At 67.8% G+C, this 17,734-nt stretch carries 17 protein-coding genes; 8 read left to right on the top strand and 9 right to left on the bottom strand.

Annotated features, from left to right (window positions below; all coding sequences use genetic code 11):
- Nucleotides 1-14 precede the first annotated feature (14 nt).
- A complete protein-coding gene (locus tag TU31_RS07690) occupies nt 15-1,097 on the bottom strand; it encodes an inositol-3-phosphate synthase (protein WP_042150966.1) in 1,083 nt (360 codons plus the stop codon).
- A 46-nt stretch (nt 1,098-1,143) separates the two neighbouring features.
- Nucleotides 1,144-1,824, bottom strand: coding sequence for a PadR family transcriptional regulator (locus TU31_RS07685; protein WP_042150964.1), 681 nt, complete (start codon nt 1,822-1,824; stop codon nt 1,144-1,146).
- 361 nt (nt 1,825-2,185) lie between these two features.
- On the opposite strand from TU31_RS07685, the gene TU31_RS07680 reads away from it, so the two are divergent.
- Together TU31_RS07680 and TU31_RS07675 are read left to right on the top strand one after the other, a co-directional pair.
- On the top strand, nt 2,186-4,840 hold the full coding sequence (locus TU31_RS07680) for a transglycosylase domain-containing protein (RefSeq protein ID WP_078885608.1): 2,655 nt from the start codon (nt 2,186-2,188) through the stop codon (nt 4,838-4,840).
- 122 nt (nt 4,841-4,962) lie between these two features.
- A complete protein-coding gene (locus tag TU31_RS07675; protein ID WP_042150962.1) occupies nt 4,963-6,444 on the top strand; it encodes a glycosyltransferase family 87 protein in 1,482 nt (493 codons plus the stop codon).
- A gap of 92 nt (nt 6,445-6,536) precedes the next feature.
- Here TU31_RS07675 and TU31_RS07670 read toward each other — a convergent pair whose 3' ends face one another.
- The 3 genes from TU31_RS07670 to TU31_RS07660 form a co-directional block, all read right to left on the bottom strand.
- Complete coding sequence (locus tag TU31_RS07670; protein WP_042150959.1) at nt 6,537-7,568, bottom strand: alanine racemase; 1,032 nt, start codon at nt 7,566-7,568, stop codon at nt 6,537-6,539.
- 62 nt (nt 7,569-7,630) lie between these two features.
- Nucleotides 7,631-8,749: a lipid II:glycine glycyltransferase FemX gene (locus tag TU31_RS07665; protein ID WP_042150956.1), complete on the bottom strand. Its 1,119-nt coding sequence runs from the start codon at nt 8,747-8,749 to the stop codon at nt 7,631-7,633.
- 123 nt (nt 8,750-8,872) lie between these two features.
- Nucleotides 8,873-9,187, bottom strand: a complete 315-nt coding sequence (locus TU31_RS07660; RefSeq protein WP_042150954.1) for a hypothetical protein — start codon at nt 9,185-9,187, stop codon at nt 8,873-8,875.
- Between the two features lie 228 nt (nt 9,188-9,415).
- On the opposite strand from TU31_RS07660, the gene rpsF reads away from it, so the two are divergent.
- From rpsF to rplI, 4 genes are all read left to right on the top strand, one after another.
- On the top strand, nt 9,416-9,706 hold the full coding sequence (gene rpsF, locus TU31_RS07655; protein ID WP_006604399.1) for a 30S ribosomal protein S6: 291 nt from the start codon (nt 9,416-9,418) through the stop codon (nt 9,704-9,706).
- Nucleotides 9,707-9,788: 82 nt separating this feature from the next.
- Nucleotides 9,789-10,376 (top strand): single-stranded DNA-binding protein, encoded by a 588-nt coding sequence (locus tag TU31_RS07650; protein ID WP_042150951.1) that lies wholly within the window; start codon nt 9,789-9,791, stop codon nt 10,374-10,376.
- A gap of 107 nt (nt 10,377-10,483) precedes the next feature.
- Nucleotides 10,484-10,720 (top strand): 30S ribosomal protein S18, encoded by a 237-nt coding sequence (rpsR, locus tag TU31_RS07645; protein WP_003978893.1) that lies wholly within the window; start codon nt 10,484-10,486, stop codon nt 10,718-10,720.
- Nucleotides 10,721-10,738: 18 nt separating this feature from the next.
- Nucleotides 10,739-11,185 carry a 50S ribosomal protein L9 gene (gene rplI / locus TU31_RS07640; protein ID WP_042150948.1) on the top strand — a complete coding sequence of 149 codons (447 nt, stop codon included), beginning with the start codon at nt 10,739-10,741 and terminating at the stop codon, nt 11,183-11,185.
- A 79-nt stretch (nt 11,186-11,264) separates the two neighbouring features.
- Here rplI and TU31_RS07635 read toward each other — a convergent pair whose 3' ends face one another.
- Together TU31_RS07635 and TU31_RS07630 are read right to left on the bottom strand one after the other, a co-directional pair.
- A complete protein-coding gene (locus TU31_RS07635; RefSeq protein WP_245698448.1) occupies nt 11,265-12,113 on the bottom strand; it encodes a trypsin-like serine peptidase in 849 nt (282 codons plus the stop codon).
- Nucleotides 12,114-12,178: 65 nt separating this feature from the next.
- On the bottom strand, nt 12,179-13,516 hold the full coding sequence (locus tag TU31_RS07630; RefSeq protein WP_042150944.1) for an MATE family efflux transporter: 1,338 nt from the start codon (nt 13,514-13,516) through the stop codon (nt 12,179-12,181).
- 476 nt (nt 13,517-13,992) lie between these two features.
- Between TU31_RS07630 and dnaB the strand changes: the two genes are divergently transcribed.
- Nucleotides 13,993-15,453, top strand: a complete 1,461-nt coding sequence (gene dnaB / locus TU31_RS07625) for a replicative DNA helicase (RefSeq protein ID WP_042150942.1) — start codon at nt 13,993-13,995, stop codon at nt 15,451-15,453.
- A gap of 45 nt (nt 15,454-15,498) precedes the next feature.
- Here the strand turns inward: dnaB and TU31_RS07620 are convergent, their stop codons facing one another.
- Entirely contained in the window at nt 15,499-16,506 is a 1,008-nt protein-coding gene (locus tag TU31_RS07620; protein ID WP_042150940.1) for a GNAT family N-acetyltransferase, read from the bottom strand.
- A 15-nt stretch (nt 16,507-16,521) separates the two neighbouring features.
- A complete protein-coding gene (locus TU31_RS07615; protein WP_052718845.1) occupies nt 16,522-16,878 on the bottom strand; it encodes a hypothetical protein in 357 nt (118 codons plus the stop codon).
- 189 nt (nt 16,879-17,067) lie between these two features.
- On the opposite strand from TU31_RS07615, the gene TU31_RS07610 reads away from it, so the two are divergent.
- On the top strand, nt 17,068-17,607 hold the full coding sequence (locus TU31_RS07610; protein ID WP_042150938.1) for a GNAT family N-acetyltransferase: 540 nt from the start codon (nt 17,068-17,070) through the stop codon (nt 17,605-17,607).
- The last annotated feature ends 127 nt before the right edge of the window (nt 17,608-17,734 follow it).

Below are 17,734 nucleotides of genomic sequence, written 5' to 3'. Positions count from 1 at the left end.
GTGCGTCGGGCGGCTCAGCGCTCGACGTCGCCGTTGATGAACTTCTCGACGTTCTCCCGTGCCTCGTCGTCGTAGTACTGCACCGGCGGCGACTTCATGAAGTACGAGGACGCGGAGAGCACCGGGCCGCCGACACCGCGGTCCTTGGCGATCTTCGCGGCGCGCAGGGCGTCGATGATGACACCCGCGGAGTTCGGGGAGTCCCAGACCTCGAGCTTGTACTCCAGGTTCAGCGGGACGTCACCGAAGGCGCGGCCCTCGAGGCGGACGTAGGCCCACTTGCGGTCGTCCAGCCAGGCCACGAAGTCCGAGGGGCCGATGTGGACATTGTCCTCGCCCATCTCCCGGTCCCGGATCTGGGAGGTGACGGCCTGGGTCTTGGAGATCTTCTTGGACTCCAGGCGCTCGCGCTCGAGCATGTTCTTGAAGTCCATGTTGCCGCCGACGTTCAGCTGCATCGTGCGGTCCAGGATGACGCCCCGGTCCTCGAAGAGCTTGGCCATCACACGGTGCGTGATCGTGGCGCCGACCTGCGACTTGATGTCGTCACCGACGATCGGGACACCGGCCTCGGTGAACTTGTCCGCCCACTCCTTGGTGCCGGCGATGAAGACCGGGAGGGCATTGACGAACGCGACCTTGGCGTCGATGGCGCACTGGGCGTAGTACTTCGCGGCGTCCTCGGAGCCCACCGGGAGGTAGCAGACCAGCACATCGGCCTGCGTGTCCTTGAGGACCTGGACGATGTCGACCGGAGCCTCGGGGGACTCCTCGATCGTCTGGCGGTAGTACTTGCCCAGGCCGTCGAGGGTGTGACCGCGCTGGACCTGCACGCCGGAGTTCGGCACGTCGCAGATCTTGATGGTGTTGTTCTCGCTGGCGCCGATGGCATCCGCGAGGTCGAGCCCGACCTTCTTGGCGTCGACGTCGAAGGCAGCCACGAACTCGATGTCACGCACGTGGTAGTCGCCGAACTGCACGTGCATGAGGCCGGGCACGCGGCTCTTCGGGTCGGCGTCCTTGTAGTACTCGACGCCCTGTACCAACGAGGCGGCGCAGTTACCCACGCCGACGATGGCTACGCGAACCGAACCCATTCCGGTTGCTCCCTGTGTTCTCGATGAGGCTCTGCACAGCAGAGCCTCATGTGGTGGTGTCATCGGACGGATCCGGCCGGGATCCACCCCGGTGCCGGGGCAGGCCGCCCGTATCTCCTGACTGGTTCTTCTTGTCCTGCGCTGCGGAACCCGTGGGGCGCTGATCACGCCCGGCACGCTCACTCTCGATGAGCTCGTTCAGCCAACGGACTTCGCGCTCCACGGATTCCATACCGTGCCGCTGAAGTTCGAGGGTGTAGTCGTCCATGCGCTCGCGGGACCTGGCCAAGGAGGTACGCATCCTCTCAAGACGCTCCTCCAGCCGGCTGCGGCGGCCTTCCAGCACGCGCATCCGTACGTCCCGCGAGGTCTGGCCGAAAAACGCGAAGCGAACACCGAAGTGCTCGTCCTCCCACGCATCCGGGCCGGAGTGGGCGAGCAGCTCCTCGAAGTGTTCTTTGCCCGCTGCGGTCAATCGGTAGACGATTTTGGCTCGGCGCCCTGTCAGAGCCGCGGCGGGTACGCCCTCCGGGGCGCCGGCCGTCTCCTCGATCAGCCAGCCGCTCGCGACCAGCGCCTTGAGGCAGGGATAGAGGGTGCCATAGCTGAACGCACGGAAGACCCCGAGCGAGGTGTTGAGCCGTTTTCGCAGCTCATAGCCGTGCATCGGAGACTCGCGGAGCAGGCCGAGGACGGCGAACTCGAGGATGCCGGAACGTCTGCTCATCCTCCGCCTCCTTGGTCCGGTGCGTTCTTTATGTCGTGCTGATGTATCGACTCGATACATCCAGACGATAGAACGGCCACCTGGGCGGAACAAGAGGGGGCACGGTGAACGGCATCACATCACCGAATCGTTCTCATCAACCTGACTGATTTGGAGTGAATTTCAACACTGGGCAGGTTTTGGCCGTGCGTAGTCTGTGCGGCATGCAGACTGCCGGGAACCGTGGGCCGATATCTGGCGTCCTCATCCTCGGTGTAGTGCGGCTCGCGCCTCAGGAGCGGGCCGTGCATCGGGGGGACCTGAAGACAACTGCCGCCTTCAGGCGACGAGAAAGCGCGCCTGCCCGAGGAGTATTCGTTCCATGAGCGAGCACCGTCGCAAACCGCCACAGCCGCAGAGTGGCGGACGTGCCGCGGCCCGACGCGCCGCACAGCAGCCATCAGGGCGCCGTGCCGCCCCTAACCGTGGCTCCGCTGCCGGTCCTGCCTCTCACTCCGAGCCGTCCGGCTACGAGCCGCGGCAGGGTGGGCGCGCCGACGCCCGGAGAGCCGCCCAGCGCGGCGGCCGCCGGCGGTCGTCCGATGCCGCGATGGCCTCCGGTGATGGCGCCGGGGGCCGTGGTGGCGGTGGCCGTCGAGGCGGTGGCGGCGGCGGTCCCGAGGGAGGCCGCGGCCGCGGTCACGGCGGCGGGAAGCCTGCCAAGAAGCGTTTCATCGACTACCCGCGTGCCAACCGCGTGGGCTGGCGGCGCTTTGTGCCGTCGTGGAAGCAGGTCACGACCCTGTGCATCGGATTCATAGGGTTGATCGTCGGTGCCTCCGGCGTCGCACTGGCCCTGGTGAACGTGCCCAGCGAGAGTGACGCCGCCAAGTCGCAGAACAACGTCTACCTCTGGTCTGACGGCAAGGTCATGGCGCGGGACGGTGAGACGAACCGGCAGAACGTCACGATCAACGAGATTCCGCTCGAGATGCAGAAGGCGGCCATCGCCGCGGAGAACGCGTCGTTCCGGACGGACTCGGGTGTGGACCCGATGGGCATCGCGCGTGCGGTGGTCAACATGGCCAGGGGCGGCGAGACCCAGGGCGGATCGACCATCACTCAGCAGTACGTGAAGAACGCGATGCTGAGCCAGGAGCAGACCCTTGACCGTAAGTTCAAGGAGCTGTTCATCGCGATCAAGGTCGGCTGGTCGAAGAGCAAGGACCAGATCCTTCAGGGGTATCTGAACACCAGCTACTACGGCCGCGGGGCGTACGGGATCCAGGCAGCGGCTCAGGCGTACTACGGGGTCGACGCCGGAAAGCTGAACGCGAACCAGAGCGCCTTCCTGGCCACCGTGCTCAAGGGCGCGGATCTGTACGACCCGGCGGGTGGTACCAGCCCGGGGGCCACGAAGGCGGCGAACACCAAGCGTGCCAAGGCGCGGTGGTCCTGGATTCTCGACCGGGAGGTCGAGAACCACCTCATGACCAAGGCGGAACGGGACAAGTACCGGGGCCACTTCCCCATGCCGAAGCTACCGAAGCCGGTCGCCGGCAAGAGCGGTCAGATCGGCTACATGATGGACACCGCGAAGAAGTACGTGCTGAAGCACTCGGGTCTCAGCGAAGCCCAGTTCGACAAGGGCGGCTACACGATCCGCACGACCTTCAGCTCGAAGAAGACCAATGACCTCGAGACCGCGGTCAAGAAGGTCAACAAGCGGTACATCGACCCCGATAAGCGCGCGAAGGACAAATTCGTCCAGTTCGGCGGGGCCTCAGTGGTGCCGGGAGACGGCAAGATCGTCGCCCTGTACGGCGGTGAGGGCTACGACAAGGGGCACTTCAGCAACAACGCGGACACCTTCGGTGTGCCGGTGGGCTCGACCTGGAAGCCGTTCGTGCTCGCGGCGGCGATGAAGTACGGAACGGTCAAGAGTCATGGGGTGCCGGTCAGGCAGGACAGCCGGTACAACGGCGATGACCACCTCAAGGTGAAGGACGCCCTGGGGAATTACGTCCGGAGGCGGGACAACTCGCTCTTCTATCAGGAGAACGAGAGCAACCATCCCTGGGGCTACATCTCGTTGACCAAGGCGATGGAGCAGTCCGTCAACACTCCGTTCGTGCAGCTCGGTATGGATGTCGGGATGAAGAAGGTCCGGGACATGGCGGAGGCCGCCGGTATCTCGGAGGCCAGCTTCGACAAGAACCTGAACCCGTCCTTCGCGCTGGGCACCTCCACACCGAGCGCGATCCGTATGGCCGATGCGTATGCCACGTTCGCCCAGTCCGGGACGAAGGTGGAGCCCTATTCGGTGACGAAGGTGACGTACAAGGGCCGGGACCTCGACGGCTTCGACAAGCCCCAGAGCGAAACGGCGATGGATGCCAACGTCGCCAACAACGTGACCAAGGTGCTGGAGAACGTCATCGACAACGGCACGGCGAAGGACGCCAGGCGGCTGGGCATGCCGGCCGCTGGTAAGACCGGTACCACCGACGAGAACAAGTCGGCCTGGTTCGTGGGCTATACCAAGCAGCTGTCGACGGCCATCACGATGTTCCGTGAGGACGCGGGGAATCCGCGCCAGCTGTCCATGAATGGTGTCGGCGGCTTTGACTCGATCCACGGTGGTGCGCTGCCCACCGAGGTCTGGACCGAGTACATGATCCAGGCGATGAAGGGCGTCACCCCGGAGTCCTTCCCGCCGGCCACGCCCGTCGGCCAGCGGCTGGACCAGGAAGGCATGCCGACGCCGACGCCGACTCCCACGCCGTCGGACACGCCGTCGAGCTCGCCGTCGGAGTCTCCCAGCGAGTCCGCTCCCCCGACGAACTCTCCGAGCCCGACCCCGACCGACAGCTGTTCCCCCTGGGACCTGAACTGCCGGAACAACGGTGGGGCCGGCAACGGCGGCGGTAACGGAAATGGCGCGGGTGGCGCCGGTGGCCCCGGTGGCACGAGCCCGACGCCTGATCCGACGGAGCCGACAGACAGTGGAGGCTGGCTCGGCGGCCCGACCGGCTGACCGTTTCACGTGAAACGCGCTGAAAGTTTCACGTGAAACGTGGAGTAACGAAGCCCTCGCCCGGATCGACCGGGCGGGGGCTTCGCCGTTTTCTGCCCACGGCCGTACGGCAGGATGGGGCCATGACGAGCGTGCGACGGGATGATCCGGTACGGCCGACGAAGCAGGATGAGGTGGCGGCGGCCGGCAGCGAGCTGATCGGGGGGCCGATCGGCCGACACGCACTGCTCGGGATGCACTGGCTGACGCCGGTGCGGATCATCGCGCTCGTCGCCATCGGCATGTTCGCGCTCGGCATGGTGCAGAAGCTGCCCTGCTACAACGGCGGCTGGTTCTTCGGTGCCACGAGCCAGTACACGCACGCCTGCTACTCCGACATCCCGCATCTCTATGCGGGGCGGGGCTTCGCCGATGGTCTGATCCCGTATTTCGACCGGCTGCCTGGCGATATGGAGTATCTCGAGTACCCCGTGCTCACCGGAGTCTTCATGGAGGTCGCCTCCTGGATGACTCCGCACGGCGGGGGAATCCAGCACCGCGAACAGATCTACTGGCTGGTCAACGCCGGCATGCTGATGATCTGCGCCGCTGTCGTTGCGGTGTGCGTGGCCCGCACCCACCGCCGCCGCCCCTGGGACGGCCTCCTGGTTGCCCTGGCGCCCGCCGCCGCCCTCACCGCCACCATCAACTGGGATCTCCTGGCGATCGCCTTGACGGCCGCCGGGATGCTGATGTGGTCACGCAGCCGCCCGCTGGCGGCCGGCATCCTCATCGGGCTGGCCACCGCGGCGAAGCTGTATCCGGTGCTGCTGCTGGGCCCGCTGCTGGTGCTGTGCTGGCGCGCGGGCGCCTGGCGTGCGTTCCGGAAGGCGCTGGCCGGTGCCGTCGCGTCCTGGCTGGTGGTGAACCTGCCGGTGATGATCACGCATGACGCCGGGGGCTTCCACATCCGGGAGGGCTGGGCGAAGTTCTACACCTTCAGCCAGGAACGGCCCATCGACTTCGGTTCGATCTGGCTGCTGATCTCGCAGCGCACCGGGAACCCCTTGGAGAACGCCAATACCTACGCCACGCTGCTGATGATCGTGGGTTGTGCCGCCATCGGCCTGCTGGCTCTCTACGCACCGCGCCGGCCGCGCTTCGCGCAGCTCGCGTTCCTCGTCGTCGCGCTGTTCATCCTCACCAACAAGGTCTACTCGCCGCAGTACGTGCTGTGGCTGACCCCGCTCGCCGCGCTGGCCCGGCCGCGCTGGCGGGACTTCCTGATCTGGCAGGCCTGCGAGGTCATGTACTTCATCGGGATCTGGACGTACCTCGCCTACACCGGAAGCGGCGACAAGCACCAGGGGCTGCCGACGGAGGGCTACCAACTGGCCATCGCCCTGCACCTCTTGGGCACGCTCTACCTGTGTGCCCTGGTCGTACGGGACATCCTGATGCCGGAGCGCGATGTGGCCCGCAGGGACGGGGACGACGATCCCTCGGGCGGCGTGCTGGACCGCAGCCCCGATGTGTTCGTGCTCGGGCGGGCCTACCACCCGCCCCGGCATGCGGTGCAGTTCCAGGCGACGCCGCAGGTGCGCTGGGGCGTCGTACGGGACTGAGCGGCACCCGCCGGCAACGCACCGGGCCCGGTGCCGCAGAGAAGGTCTGCGGCACCGGGCCCTTGGCGTGTCTGCGTCGCGGCTCGGCCGGGTCAGCGGTCCACGAGGCGGTCGAACTGCGTGGTGGTGTGCCGCAGATGGGCCACCAGCTCCTCGCCGACCTGCGGCTGCAGGGCATCGCCCGGCACAAACAGGATCGACACCTGCATGTGCGGGGGCTCCGCGAACCAGCGCTGCTTCCCGGCCCACACATAGGGCGCGAGATTACGGTTCACGGTCGCCAGGCCGGCCCGGGCCACGCCCTTGGCGCGCGGCATCACACCGTGCAGCGCCTTGGGCGACTCCAGCCCGACACCGTGCGAGGTGCCGCCCGCCACCACGACCAGGTAGCCGTCCGAGGCCGCCTTCTGCTGGCGGTAGCCGAAGCGCTCGCCCTTGGCGACCCGGGTGACATCGAGCACCGCACCGCGGTACTCGGTGGCCTCGTGGTCGCCCAGCCACAGCCGGGTTCCGATCCGCGCGCGAAAGCGCGTCTGGGGGAACTGCTGCTGGAGACGGGCCAGCTCATCGGCCTTGAGGTGGCTGACGAACATGGTGTGCAGCGGGAGGCGGGCGGAGCGGAGCTGGTCCATCCAGCCGATGACCTCCTCGACCGCGTCGGACCCGTCGGTGCGGTCCAGCGGCAGGTGGATCGCGAAGCCTTCGAGCCGGACGTCCTCGATGGCAGCGGCCAGCTTCGGCAGGTCCTCCGGCTTGACGCCATGGCGCTTCATGCTGCTCATGACCTCGATGACGACCCGGGCCCCGACCAGACCGCCCACACCCTCGACCGACGACACCGAGCGGATCGCCCGGTCGGGCAGCGGCACCGGCTCCTCACCGTGGCGGAACGGGGTCAGGACGAGCAGATCGCCGCTGAAGAAGTCCTTGATACGGGCCGCTTCGTAGGTCGTTCCGACCGCGAGGATGTCGGCACCGAGGCGGGTCGCCTCGTCGGCGAGGCGCTCATGGCCGAAGCCGTAGCCGTTGCCTTTGCAGACCGGGACCAACCCGGGGAACTGCTGGAGAACGCTCTGCTGATGCGCCCGCCAGCGCGCGGTGTCGACGTAGAGGGTGAGCGCCATGGCCGGGCCCGGAACCTTTCTCGTGGCTGGTGTCTCAGGGGAACGAACGGTGCGGTGGAGCGTCAGCGGCGCGCCATGTAGTAGTCGAATGCCTTGTGCAGCAGCTTGTTGAGCGGGAAGTCCCACTCACCGAGGTACTCCGCTGCCTGCCCACCCGTGCCGACCTTGAACTGGATCAGGCCGAAGAGGTGGTCGTTCTCGTCGAGCGAGTCGCTGATGCCGCGGAGGTCGTAGACCGTGGCGCCGAGCGCGTAGGCGTCCTGGAGCATCTTCCACTGCATCGCGTTGGAGGGCCGGACCTCACGGCCGATGTTGTCCGAGGCACCGTAGGAGTACCAGACGTGTCCGCCGACGACGAGCATCGTCGCGGCCGACAGGTTCACGCCGTCATGACGGGCGAAGTACAGCCGCATGCGGTCGGGGTCCTCGGCGTTGAGGGCCGTCCACATGCGCTGGAAGTACCCCAGCGGACGCGGCCGGAATTGGTCACGCACCGCGGTGATCTCGTAGAGACGCTGCCACTCGGCCAGGTCGTCGTAGCCGCCCTGGACCACCTCGACGCCGGCCTTCTCGGCCTTTTTGATGTTGCGGCGCCACAGCTGGTTGAAGCCCTTGTGGACCTCTTCCAGCGAACGGTCGGCCAGCGGCACCTGGAAGACATAGCGGGGCTGTACGTCGGCGAAGCCGGCGCCGCCGTCCTCGCCCTGCTGCCAGCCCATGCGGCGCAGCTTGTCGGCCACCTCGAAGGCGCGCGGCTCGATGTGGGTCGCCTCGACGTCCCGCAGCCGCTTGACGTCCGGGTTCTGGATGCCGGCCTTGATCGCCGGGGAGTCCCAGCGGCGGATGATGACCGGCGGGCCCATCTTCACGGTGAAGGCACCCTGGTGCTTGAGATGCGCGAGCATCGGTTGCAGCCAGTCCTCCAGGTTCGGCGCGTACCAGTTGATGACCGGGCCCTCGGGGAGGTACGCGAGGTAGCGCTTGACCCGGGGGACCTGGCGGTAAAGGACCAGCCCGGCGCCGACCATCTCACCGCTCGGGTCGAACCAGCCCAGGCTCTCCGAACGCCATTCGGCCTTGACGTCCGCCCAGGCAGGGACCTGCATGTGGCTGGCCGCGGGCAGACTCTGGATATATGCCAGATGCTGCTCTCGGCTGATGGTCCTCAGGGTCAGGCTCATGCGGGGCGCTCCTCGGCAGGTGTGTCCCCATGGTCGGGGCTCCGGCTCTCGCGCCGAAGCCTACTGTGACCGTGGAGCGCCCCGTCTGGGCCATACGGGCTGGGGGCCCGGATGCCGCATCGGCTAGCCGATGAGACCGCCGAAGAGGCCGCCGTGTGCCAGGCCGAGGTAGAAGCCGACGGCCGCTGCGCCGAGGCCGATGATCAACAGGAAGCGTTCGCCGGTGGTCGACGAGATGAACTGGCCCCACAGGCCGGTGCCGATCCCGATCAGACCGACCCAGGAACTGACCAGGTGCAGGCTGGGAGAGAGCGTGGTGAAGATGGCGATCGCGCCGAGCACCACGGTCACGATGGCGAAGGTGTTCTCGACGGGATGCTCCTTGCCGTCGCTGTTGAGAAGCGACAGCAAACTGCGCTGGGTCCGTGCCTGTGCCATGCGGCACCTCCGATGACAAGGCGGCGCACTGTAACGCCGCTCACACCCGTTGTGTTCCAGATTGCGGGGTGGAGCGGACCGATTTCAACCGGAAGGCATCAGCCAGGTACTCTGTACGGTCTGCGCCTATGTCTGTCCGGAGCACCGGACGGGCCGGGTGCGGAACGCATACGACCCTCCTGCCACGGAACGACCGTGGCCGCTGAGTCCAAAGGAGGTGGGTTCTACATGCGTCACTACGAGGTGATGGTCATCCTCGACCCCGATCTCGAGGAGCGCGCTGTCTCCCCGCTGATCGAGAACTTCCTCTCCGTCGTCCGTGAGGGCAACGGAAAGGTCGAGAAGGTCGACACCTGGGGCCGTCGTCGTCTCTCTTACGAGATCAAGAAGAAGCCCGAGGGCATCTACTCGGTCATCGACCTCCAGGCCGAGCCTGCGGTCGTCAAGGAGCTCGACCGTCAGATGAACCTGAACGAGTCGGTCCTCCGGACCAAGGTCCTCCGTCCCGAGACCCACTGAACGCGTCAGCGTCCAGCGGTAACCGGGTTCGAGTAGCAGCAACACCAGCAGCCAGCAGCACACCCGCCGAGAGGTTCCCCTAATGGCAGGCGAGACCGTCATCACGGTTGTCGGCAATCTTGTCGACGACCCCGAGCTGCGCTTCACCCCGTCCGGTGCGGCGGTCGCGAAGTTCCGCGTCGCGTCCACTCCCCGCACCTTCGACCGTCAGACCAATGAGTGGAAGGACGGCGAGAGCCTGTTCCTGACCTGCTCGGTGTGGCGTCAGGCGGCGGAAAACGTCGCCGAGTCCCTTACGCGGGGTACCCGCGTGGTCGTCCAGGGCCGCCTCAAGCAGCGGTCGTACGAGGACCGCGAGGGCGTGAAGCGCACGGTCTACGAGCTCGACGTCGAGGAAGTGGGCGCGAGCCTCAAGAACGCCACGGCCAAGATCACCAAGACCAGCGGTCGCGGTGGCCAGGGCGGCGGCTTCGGCGGCGGTCAGCAGGGCGGTGGCCAGGGTGGCGGCGGCTGGGGCGGCGGCCCCGGCGGCGGTCAGCAGGGCGGCGGAGCTCCTGCCGACGACCCGTGGGCGACCGGCGGCCCGGCCGGCGGTGGCCAGCAGGGTGGCGGCGGCGGTGGCTGGGGCGGTAGCTCCGGCGGCGGCTACTCGGACGAGCCGCCCTTCTAGGTCCACAGCGGCCCGCCGCGCGCGGTTTCACGTGAAACCGCGCCCTGCGACGGCCGACGGCCTTGAGGGCGTCAGCACAAACTTCTTGAACTCATTGGAGAGAGATAATGGCGAAGCCGCCTGCTCGCAAGCCTAAGAAGAAGGTTTGCGTGTTCTGCAAGGAGAAGATCTCCTACGTCGACTACAAGGACACGAACCTGCTGCGGAAGTTCATCTCCGACCGCGGCAAGATCCGTGCCCGCCGGGTCACCGGCAACTGCACTCAGCACCAGCGTGACGTCGCCACGGCCGTGAAGAACAGCCGTGAGATGGCGCTGCTGCCCTACACGTCCACCGCGCGATAAGGGAAGGGTGACCGAATCATGAAGATCATCCTCACCCACGAGGTCTCCGGCCTCGGCACCGCCGGCGACGTCGTTGACGTCAAGGACGGGTACGCCCGCAACTACCTGGTCCCGCGTGGTTTCGCGATCCGCTGGACCAAGGGTGGCGAGAAGGACGTCGAGCAGATCCGTCGCGGTCGCAAGATCCGCGAGATCGCCACGATCGAGCAGGCCAACGAGATCAAGGGCCAGCTCGAGGGCGTCAACGTGAAGCTGGCCGTCCGTGCCGGCGACGCGGGCCGCCTGTTCGGCTCCGTCACCCCGGCCGACATCGCCTCGGCGATCAAGGCTGCCGGTGGTCCGGACGTCGACAAGCGTCGTGTCGAGCTCGGTTCGCCGATCAAGACCCTGGGCGCGCACCAGATCTCCGTGCGTCTGCACGCCGAGGTCGTCGCGAAGCTCGGCGTCGAGGTCATCGCCGCGTAATCGCAGCACCCAGCCGAAGGGCCGCATCCCGTCACCGGGGTGCGGCCCTTCGCCGTGTGCGGAGCGCGGACGGACTGTGTCAGTCCTCGTCCTGGGCGCGTTTGTAGAGCGTGGCGATGTCGTCGTCGAAGTAGGCGGCGTAGGAGACATCGTCCTCGTCGCCGCCGCCTTCGTGGCCGCCCAGGACGCCGATGACCGTGCCGGTGTGGCTCCTCGGGTCGTAATCGGCGAGCCACGGGCTGCCGCTCGTACCGCCCTCGAAGTCGGTGCACCGGATGCGCAGCTGGGTGTTGCTGTATTTCGTGGTGCGGTTCTGGCAGGAGATCGGGGTCTCGCGGCTGGTGGGATAGCCGGTGATCTTGACCTCGTTGTGGAAGCCACGGTCGATCCCGAGGGTGTTTCCGCCGAGGACGTCCTGGATCTGCTTGCCCTTCTTCTTGTCGAGGATGAGGAAGGCGACATCGAGATCTTCGTCGTTGGACTTGGCCCAGCGGTCGTCAAGGACCACCTTCTTGACTTTCCACAGGCCGGTGGGCTCCTCACCGTTGCGGTAGTCCGGGGCGAAGACCAGGTCGTCCACCGGGGTCTTGCCATCGCTGTCGAAGGCACAGTGTGCCGCGGTGATGAGCATGTTCCGGCCCGGACTCTGCACCACGCTCGCGGTGCAGAAGTGGTCGCCGGTGTCGTCCTTCTCGAAGACCGCACCGACCCGCGCGTTCTGCTCGGTCCGGCGCGGGGTGTAGGCATTGCCGTCACCGGCCGGGGCCGTCGCGGCGGGATCCTGGTCCTGGGGGTCCTGGCCCGCCTCGCCGGATTTGCCGAAGCTGCTGCGGCCACCGCCGCCGCTGCCGCTGTTCGTATCGGCTTCCTCCGTGGCGTACCCCACCACAGCAGCAGCCACCATGACGACGAACGTCAGGGGCAGCACGGAATTCCTGGCAAGCGAGCGCACAGGGTCATTATCAGCACGCGCTGCGTGTTACGGGAGATGCTTCAACGAGAGGCTCCGGTCACAATCCACCGGCCGGACCGGGTTCGGAGCCACAGGGTCAGCATCCGGACGGTCATCATCAGGGCCATCGCCCACCACAGGGCGACCAGTCCGCCGCCGAGCAGCGGGACGGCCAGCGCCACCGGCGCGAACAGGGCCAGCGTCACGACCATGGCCCAGGCGAGATAGGGCCCGTCCCCCGCCCCCATCAGCACACCGTCGAGGATGAAGACGATGCCGGACACCGGCTGGGTCACGGCCACCACCAGGAGCGTGCTGAGCAGCGGTCCCTGCACCGCCGGGTCCGAGGTGAACAGCGGGATGAACAGCGGGCGCGCGAGCGCGACCAGCACACCGAGGACCAGGCCCGCGGCGATGCCCCACTCGACCATGCGGCGGCAGGCGGCCCGGGCACCGTCGCGGTCCCCCGCGCCGAGGTAGCGGCCTATGATGGCCTGCCCGGCGATGGCTATCGCGTCCAGCGCGAAGGCCAGCAGGGACCACAGGGTGAGCACGATCTGGTGGGCGGCGATCTCCGCGTCGCCGAGCCGGGCGGCTACGGCGGTGGCGATCATCAGCACCGCGCGCAGCGAGAGCGTACGGACCAGCAGCGGCAGGCCGGCCTGGGCCGAGGCACGGATGCCTGCGGCGTCGGGGCGCAGCGTGGCCCCGTGCCGTCGCGCGCCGCGGATGACCACGACGAGGTAGGCGGCGGCCATGCCGCACTGGGCGAGGACCGTGCCCCAGGCGGAGCCGGCGATGCCGAGGCCGGCGCCGTAGACCAGGCCGATGTTGAGCGCGGCGTTGGCGGAGAAGCCGCCGACGGCGACATAGAGCGGGGTCCGGGTGTCCTGGAGGCCGCGGAGCACGCCGGTGGCGGCGAGTACGACGAGCATCGCGGGGATGCCGAGCGCGCTGATGCGGAGGTAGGTCGTGGCGTACGGGGCGGCGGTGCCGGACGCGCCGAAGGCCTCGACGAGCCAGGGCGCGGTGGGCAGCACCGCCGCGATGACGGCGGCGCCGAGCAGCAGGGCGAGCCAGATGCCGTCCATGCCCTGGCGGATGGCGGCGGGCAGGTCGCCGGCGCCGACCCGGCGGGCGACCGCGGCGGTGGTGGCGTAGGCCAGGAAGACGAAGACGGAGACGGCGGTGGTCAGCAGGGCGGCGGCGACGCCGAGGCCGGCGAGCTGGGGGGTGCCGAGGTGGCCGATGACGGCGCTGTCGACCATGACGAAGAGGGGTTCCGCGACCAGAGAACCGAAGGCGGGCAGCGCGAGGGCGATGATCTCGCGGTCATGGCGGCGGCCGGTGCGGCGTGGTGTCGCGGGAGCCTGGGTCATGCGCGCAATCTAATCTTCCACAGGTAAGAGATGCAAACCTTGTGCACTCCTTACTTTCCGCTGTGTGGAGTCCACTCCCCTGCGCCGTTTGTCGCGATCTTGAACCGCTGGCAGAAGTTTTTCTCCCCCACAGGCTATGGATGAGAAAGATGCAGGTCAGGGGGTTGGGGGCAGGGTGATTGTGTGCTTGTCCACAGCAGTTTCCCCCGGGCCGTGCACAGGATCCGGGGACTTCTCCACAGCTGAAGGGCAGTCATCCACATGGCCTGTGGATAACCAGATTGGCGGACGGTGCCCGCGGGCCTACCGTGGTCCGGCACCCGCCGCCTGTTCCGGCTTGAGAAATCGTCCGAACTCGACGCGCCGTAACCGGAGTCGGGCGTCTCGATTGTCAGAGCTGTGCCGTAAGAAAGAACAGCACAGCAAGGTCCGCGTCGCGGACGGGAGGAGGTGCCGGGGTGAGCATTCCCGAGCCCATGGAAGACCCCTGGGCGGACTCCGGTCCCAGCGACCTGCTGCCGGCCGCCCGCTCCCGGCGGGGCGAGGGCAAGGGCCGCGGCCGCGGCGACCGGCAGGACCGCGACGACGACGGCGGCGGCTCCTGGACCGGCGGCTTCGAGCGGGTCCCCCCGCAGGATCTGGACGCCGAGCAGTCCGTGCTCGGCGGCATGCTGCTGTCCAAGGACGCCATCGCGGACGTCGTGGAGGTCCTCAAGGGCGAAGACTTCTACCGCCCCGCCCATGAGCTCGTCTACCAGGCGATCCTCGACCTGTATGCCAAGGGCGAGCCGGCCGACCCGATCACCATCGCCGCGGAGCTCACCAAGCGCGGCGAGATCGCACGGGTCGGCGGCGCCTCGTATCTGCACACCCTCGTCCAGTCCGTACCGACCGCCGCGAACGCCGAGTATTACGCCGAGATCGTCCATGAGCGTGCCGTGCTGCGCCGCCTGGTCGAGGCCGGCACCCGGATCACGCAGATGGGATACGCCGCGGACGGCGATGTCGACGAGATCGTCAACAGCGCCCAGGCGGAGATCTACGCCGTCACCGAGCAGCGGACCAGCGAGGACTACCTTCCGCTCGGCGACATCATGGAAGGCGCCCTCGACGAGATCGAGGCGATCGGCTCCCGCCAGGGCCAGATGACGGGTGTGCCGACGGGCTTCACCGACCTGGATTCCCTGACCAACGGCCTGCACCCGGGCCAGATGATCGTGATCGCGGCCCGTCCCGCCATGGGTAAGTCGACCCTCGCGCTCGACTTCGCGCGGGCCTGCTCGATCAAGAGCAATCTGCCGAGCGTGATCTTCTCGCTGGAAATGGGGCGCAACGAGATCGCGATGCGTCTGCTGTCCGCCGAGGCGCGGGTCGCGCTGCATCACATGCGCTCCGGCAGCATGACGGACGAGGACTGGACGCGGCTGGCGCGCCGGATGCCGGATGTCTCGGCCGCGCCGTTGTACATCGACGATTCGCCGAACCTGTCGATGATGGAGATCCGCGCGAAGTGCCGTCGGCTCAAGCAGCGCAATGAGCTCAAGCTGGTCGTCATCGACTATCTCCAGCTGATGCAGTCCGGCGGCTCGAAGCGCGCCGAGAGCCGTCAGCAGGAGGTCTCGGACATGTCCCGAAATCTCAAGCTGCTGGCCAAGGAGCTGGAGCTCCCCGTCATCGCGCTCTCCCAGCTGAACCGTGGCCCCGAGCAGCGCACGGACAAGAAGCCGATGGTCTCCGACCTCCGTGAGTCCGGGTCGATCGAGCAGGACGCGGACATGGTCATCCTGCTGCACCGCGAGGACGCCTACGAGAAGGAGTCCCCGCGCGCCGGCGAGGCCGACCTGATCGTGGCCAAGCACCGTAACGGCCCCACGGCCACGATCACGGTGGCGTTCCAGGGCCACTACTCGCGGTTTGTGGATATGGCGCAGACGTGAGGGTGGTCGTGGAGATGTCCCTGTCGGCCGAGGTCGTGGACGCTCCTACGTGCCCTGCCCGGCGGGCCGTCCCGCGCAGCCTGGCTCCCGCCCGGGCCGCCGCTCTGCGGTCCTGGTCCCGATGAGCGGCGCGTCCCGTGTGAACTCCCGGAACCCGACGCTGTAGTACAGCCCGCGCGCCTGGGGATGCCCCGGCGCACCCAGGCAGGCGACCGTCATATGGAGGGCCCCGGCCGCCCGCGCCAGATGCATCCCGTGCAGGAGCATCGCCCTTGCCAGCCCCAGACGCCGGTGGTCCGGATGCGTCCCGACCGGCTCGAACTCAGCGGTCCCGTTCGCTTCGTCGAGCCACATGATCGTCGAGGACGCCATCGTTCCGTCCGGCGCCTCCACCAGGATGTGCAGGTCGCCGCGGTACCCCTCCGTCTGCCGGACGCCCTGGTAGCCCTCGGCCGTATACGTCGAGGGAGCCCAGGCGTCCAAATGGGCCTGGACCACGGCCTCCGGCCCGGCCTCGTCGGCAGCGCGGAACCGGAATCCGTCGGGCAGTACCGGCTGTTCCAGGTCGGTGAGGTCCCGCTCGTTGAGCTGGATCCAGGAACCGGTGTCGCCCAGCGAGGCGGGGTCGGTCTCATAGCCGTGCGCCGCCCATCGCTTCAGGGCGAACTCATCGGCGGCTCTCGGCCTCACCGTACGCTCGATGCCCGCCGCCGTACCGCCGTACCAGTCGATCACCTCGTCAACCAGCCCGGCGTGGTCGGGATGGACCTGATACGCCAGATAGGCGCCGGTGACGTCCTGCACCGACCCGTCGCTCCGCCTCACCTGGTGCGGAAGATGGGCCCAGCTCCACGCCACCAAATCACCGCCGGAGAACCACAGCCGACGCCGCCAGCTTGCGCCGTCGCTCGCCTGCCCCTTGCCCCAGTTCCAGGCCAGTTCGCCGTACGTCGCGTCGCCGTTCACCAGGTCCGGGCGGGTGGCGGTGACACGCTGCGCCAGACCCCGCATCAGCTGCACGTCCGCGGCGGTCACCAGCTCTGAGTTCGCCATAGCGCGCCCGAGTCCTTATGTCTCGCGTCCGGCCGGCCGGGCCGATCGCGCCGACAGGCGGTCTTCATGTCCGGCCCACTCGGTGAGCTCGATCTTGACCTGGTGGTGGTGTGCGGCATGCCAGATGACCTCGCCGGACACCCACTCGCCCATGAGCGGGAGGGTCCCGCATCCGGGCATACGGACGACCTCGGCCAGGCCGACCGCGTCGGGGTGGCCGTCGATGCGGAGGAAGACGCCGAACGGCCGGCGGCCGATGACCTCACCGGTGACGGGAGTTCCGGCCGGCAGATCGGCGACCGTACGGTTGCACGCTTCCCGCACCCGGGCGGCGGCCCCGGGGCCGTGGTCGGGCCAGGAGTACTCGGTCATGGGCTGATGCTGGCAGGGTGAGCCGGCGACCGGCTACGCGGGCTCGCACGGCATGCAAGACCTGGGTTGACCATCGCGGCCAGGGTGTCACCGTTCGGCTGATAGGTCGTCACCGCTGCCGGGAAGAGCCGTGGCGGGAAAGCGCCACAACAGCGAGCGGTCGTGGGTCCGCAGTGTGAAGCTCAGGGCATGCCTTCGAAGTCCGAGTCGTCCCCCTGGCCCACCACCATCAGCACGCCCAGGCTCCTGCTACGTCCTGCTGAGACCACCGACGTGAAGGAATTCAGCCGGCTCTGGACGGACCCCGAAGTCCGGCGGTTCCTCGGCGGGCCGGTGGCCGAAGAGAAGCTTCCCCTCTACCAGCAGCATTTCGCGAGCCGCCCCAACGTGTTCGCTGTGACCACGCGCAAGGACATGGCCGTCGTGGGTTCCGTACTGATCGATTCGGCGTCGCGGTTCGACGACCGGCGGGAGGTCTCCTATGGACTCCTGCCCGAACACTGGGGCCAGGGGTATGCACGGGAAGCCGTGGCCGCCGTAGTTGAGTGGGCCTTCGTGAACGTCCCCTCGGACGACGCCTCCATCATCGCGGTCACCCAAGAGGCCAACACCCGCTCATGCCGCCTCCTGGAAGCCATCGGCATGCGGCGCATCGACCGCTTCGTCGAGTTCGGCGCACCCCAGGCGCTGTTTTCCGTCGAGCGTCGGAGACTCCGCAGCGGCCGGTGAGTCCGCGGAGCGTCACCCTCCGGCCCGCCTCGGTGATCGGTGCGACCGTGCCGTCAAGTCGTGGGCCCGTCACAGGGGTTGTCCTCCCGTGCGATGTCGTCGCCTGCGGCCACCGCGCCTGGACGCA

Origin of the sequence: Streptomyces lydicamycinicus (assembly GCF_000829715.2) — a bacterium.
Lineage (GTDB): Bacteria > Actinomycetota > Actinomycetes > Streptomycetales > Streptomycetaceae > Streptomyces > Streptomyces lydicamycinicus.
Note: the sequence above shows the minus strand (reverse complement) of the source record. Positions and strands in the feature narration are given on the sequence as shown.

Excerpts from the sequence above, each read along its gene's own strand:
- TU31_RS07690 (WP_042150966.1), bottom strand. The coding sequence starts at position 1,097 with ATGGGTTCGGTTCGCGTAGCCATCGTCGGCGTGGGTAACTGCGCCGCC.
- TU31_RS07685 (WP_042150964.1), bottom strand. The coding sequence starts at position 1,824 with ATGAGCAGACGTTCCGGCATCCTCGAGTTCGCCGTCCTCGGCCTGCTC.
- TU31_RS07680 (WP_078885608.1), top strand. The coding sequence starts at position 2,186 with ATGAGCGAGCACCGTCGCAAACCGCCACAGCCGCAGAGTGGCGGACGT.
- TU31_RS07675 (WP_042150962.1), top strand. The coding sequence starts at position 4,963 with ATGACGAGCGTGCGACGGGATGATCCGGTACGGCCGACGAAGCAGGAT.
- TU31_RS07670 (WP_042150959.1), bottom strand. The coding sequence starts at position 7,568 with ATGGCGCTCACCCTCTACGTCGACACCGCGCGCTGGCGGGCGCATCAG.
- TU31_RS07665 (WP_042150956.1), bottom strand. The coding sequence starts at position 8,749 with ATGAGCCTGACCCTGAGGACCATCAGCCGAGAGCAGCATCTGGCATAT.
- TU31_RS07660 (WP_042150954.1), bottom strand. The coding sequence starts at position 9,187 with ATGGCACAGGCACGGACCCAGCGCAGTTTGCTGTCGCTTCTCAACAGC.
- rpsF (WP_006604399.1), top strand. The coding sequence starts at position 9,416 with ATGCGTCACTACGAGGTGATGGTCATCCTCGACCCCGATCTCGAGGAG.
- TU31_RS07650 (WP_042150951.1), top strand. The coding sequence starts at position 9,789 with ATGGCAGGCGAGACCGTCATCACGGTTGTCGGCAATCTTGTCGACGAC.
- rpsR (WP_003978893.1), top strand. The coding sequence starts at position 10,484 with ATGGCGAAGCCGCCTGCTCGCAAGCCTAAGAAGAAGGTTTGCGTGTTC.
- rplI (WP_042150948.1), top strand. The coding sequence starts at position 10,739 with ATGAAGATCATCCTCACCCACGAGGTCTCCGGCCTCGGCACCGCCGGC.
- TU31_RS07630 (WP_042150944.1), bottom strand. The coding sequence starts at position 13,516 with ATGACCCAGGCTCCCGCGACACCACGCCGCACCGGCCGCCGCCATGAC.
- dnaB (WP_042150942.1), top strand. The coding sequence starts at position 13,993 with ATGGAAGACCCCTGGGCGGACTCCGGTCCCAGCGACCTGCTGCCGGCC.
- TU31_RS07620 (WP_042150940.1), bottom strand. The coding sequence starts at position 16,506 with ATGGCGAACTCAGAGCTGGTGACCGCCGCGGACGTGCAGCTGATGCGG.
- TU31_RS07615 (WP_052718845.1), bottom strand. The coding sequence starts at position 16,878 with ATGACCGAGTACTCCTGGCCCGACCACGGCCCCGGGGCCGCCGCCCGG.
- TU31_RS07610 (WP_042150938.1), top strand. The coding sequence starts at position 17,068 with ATGCCTTCGAAGTCCGAGTCGTCCCCCTGGCCCACCACCATCAGCACG.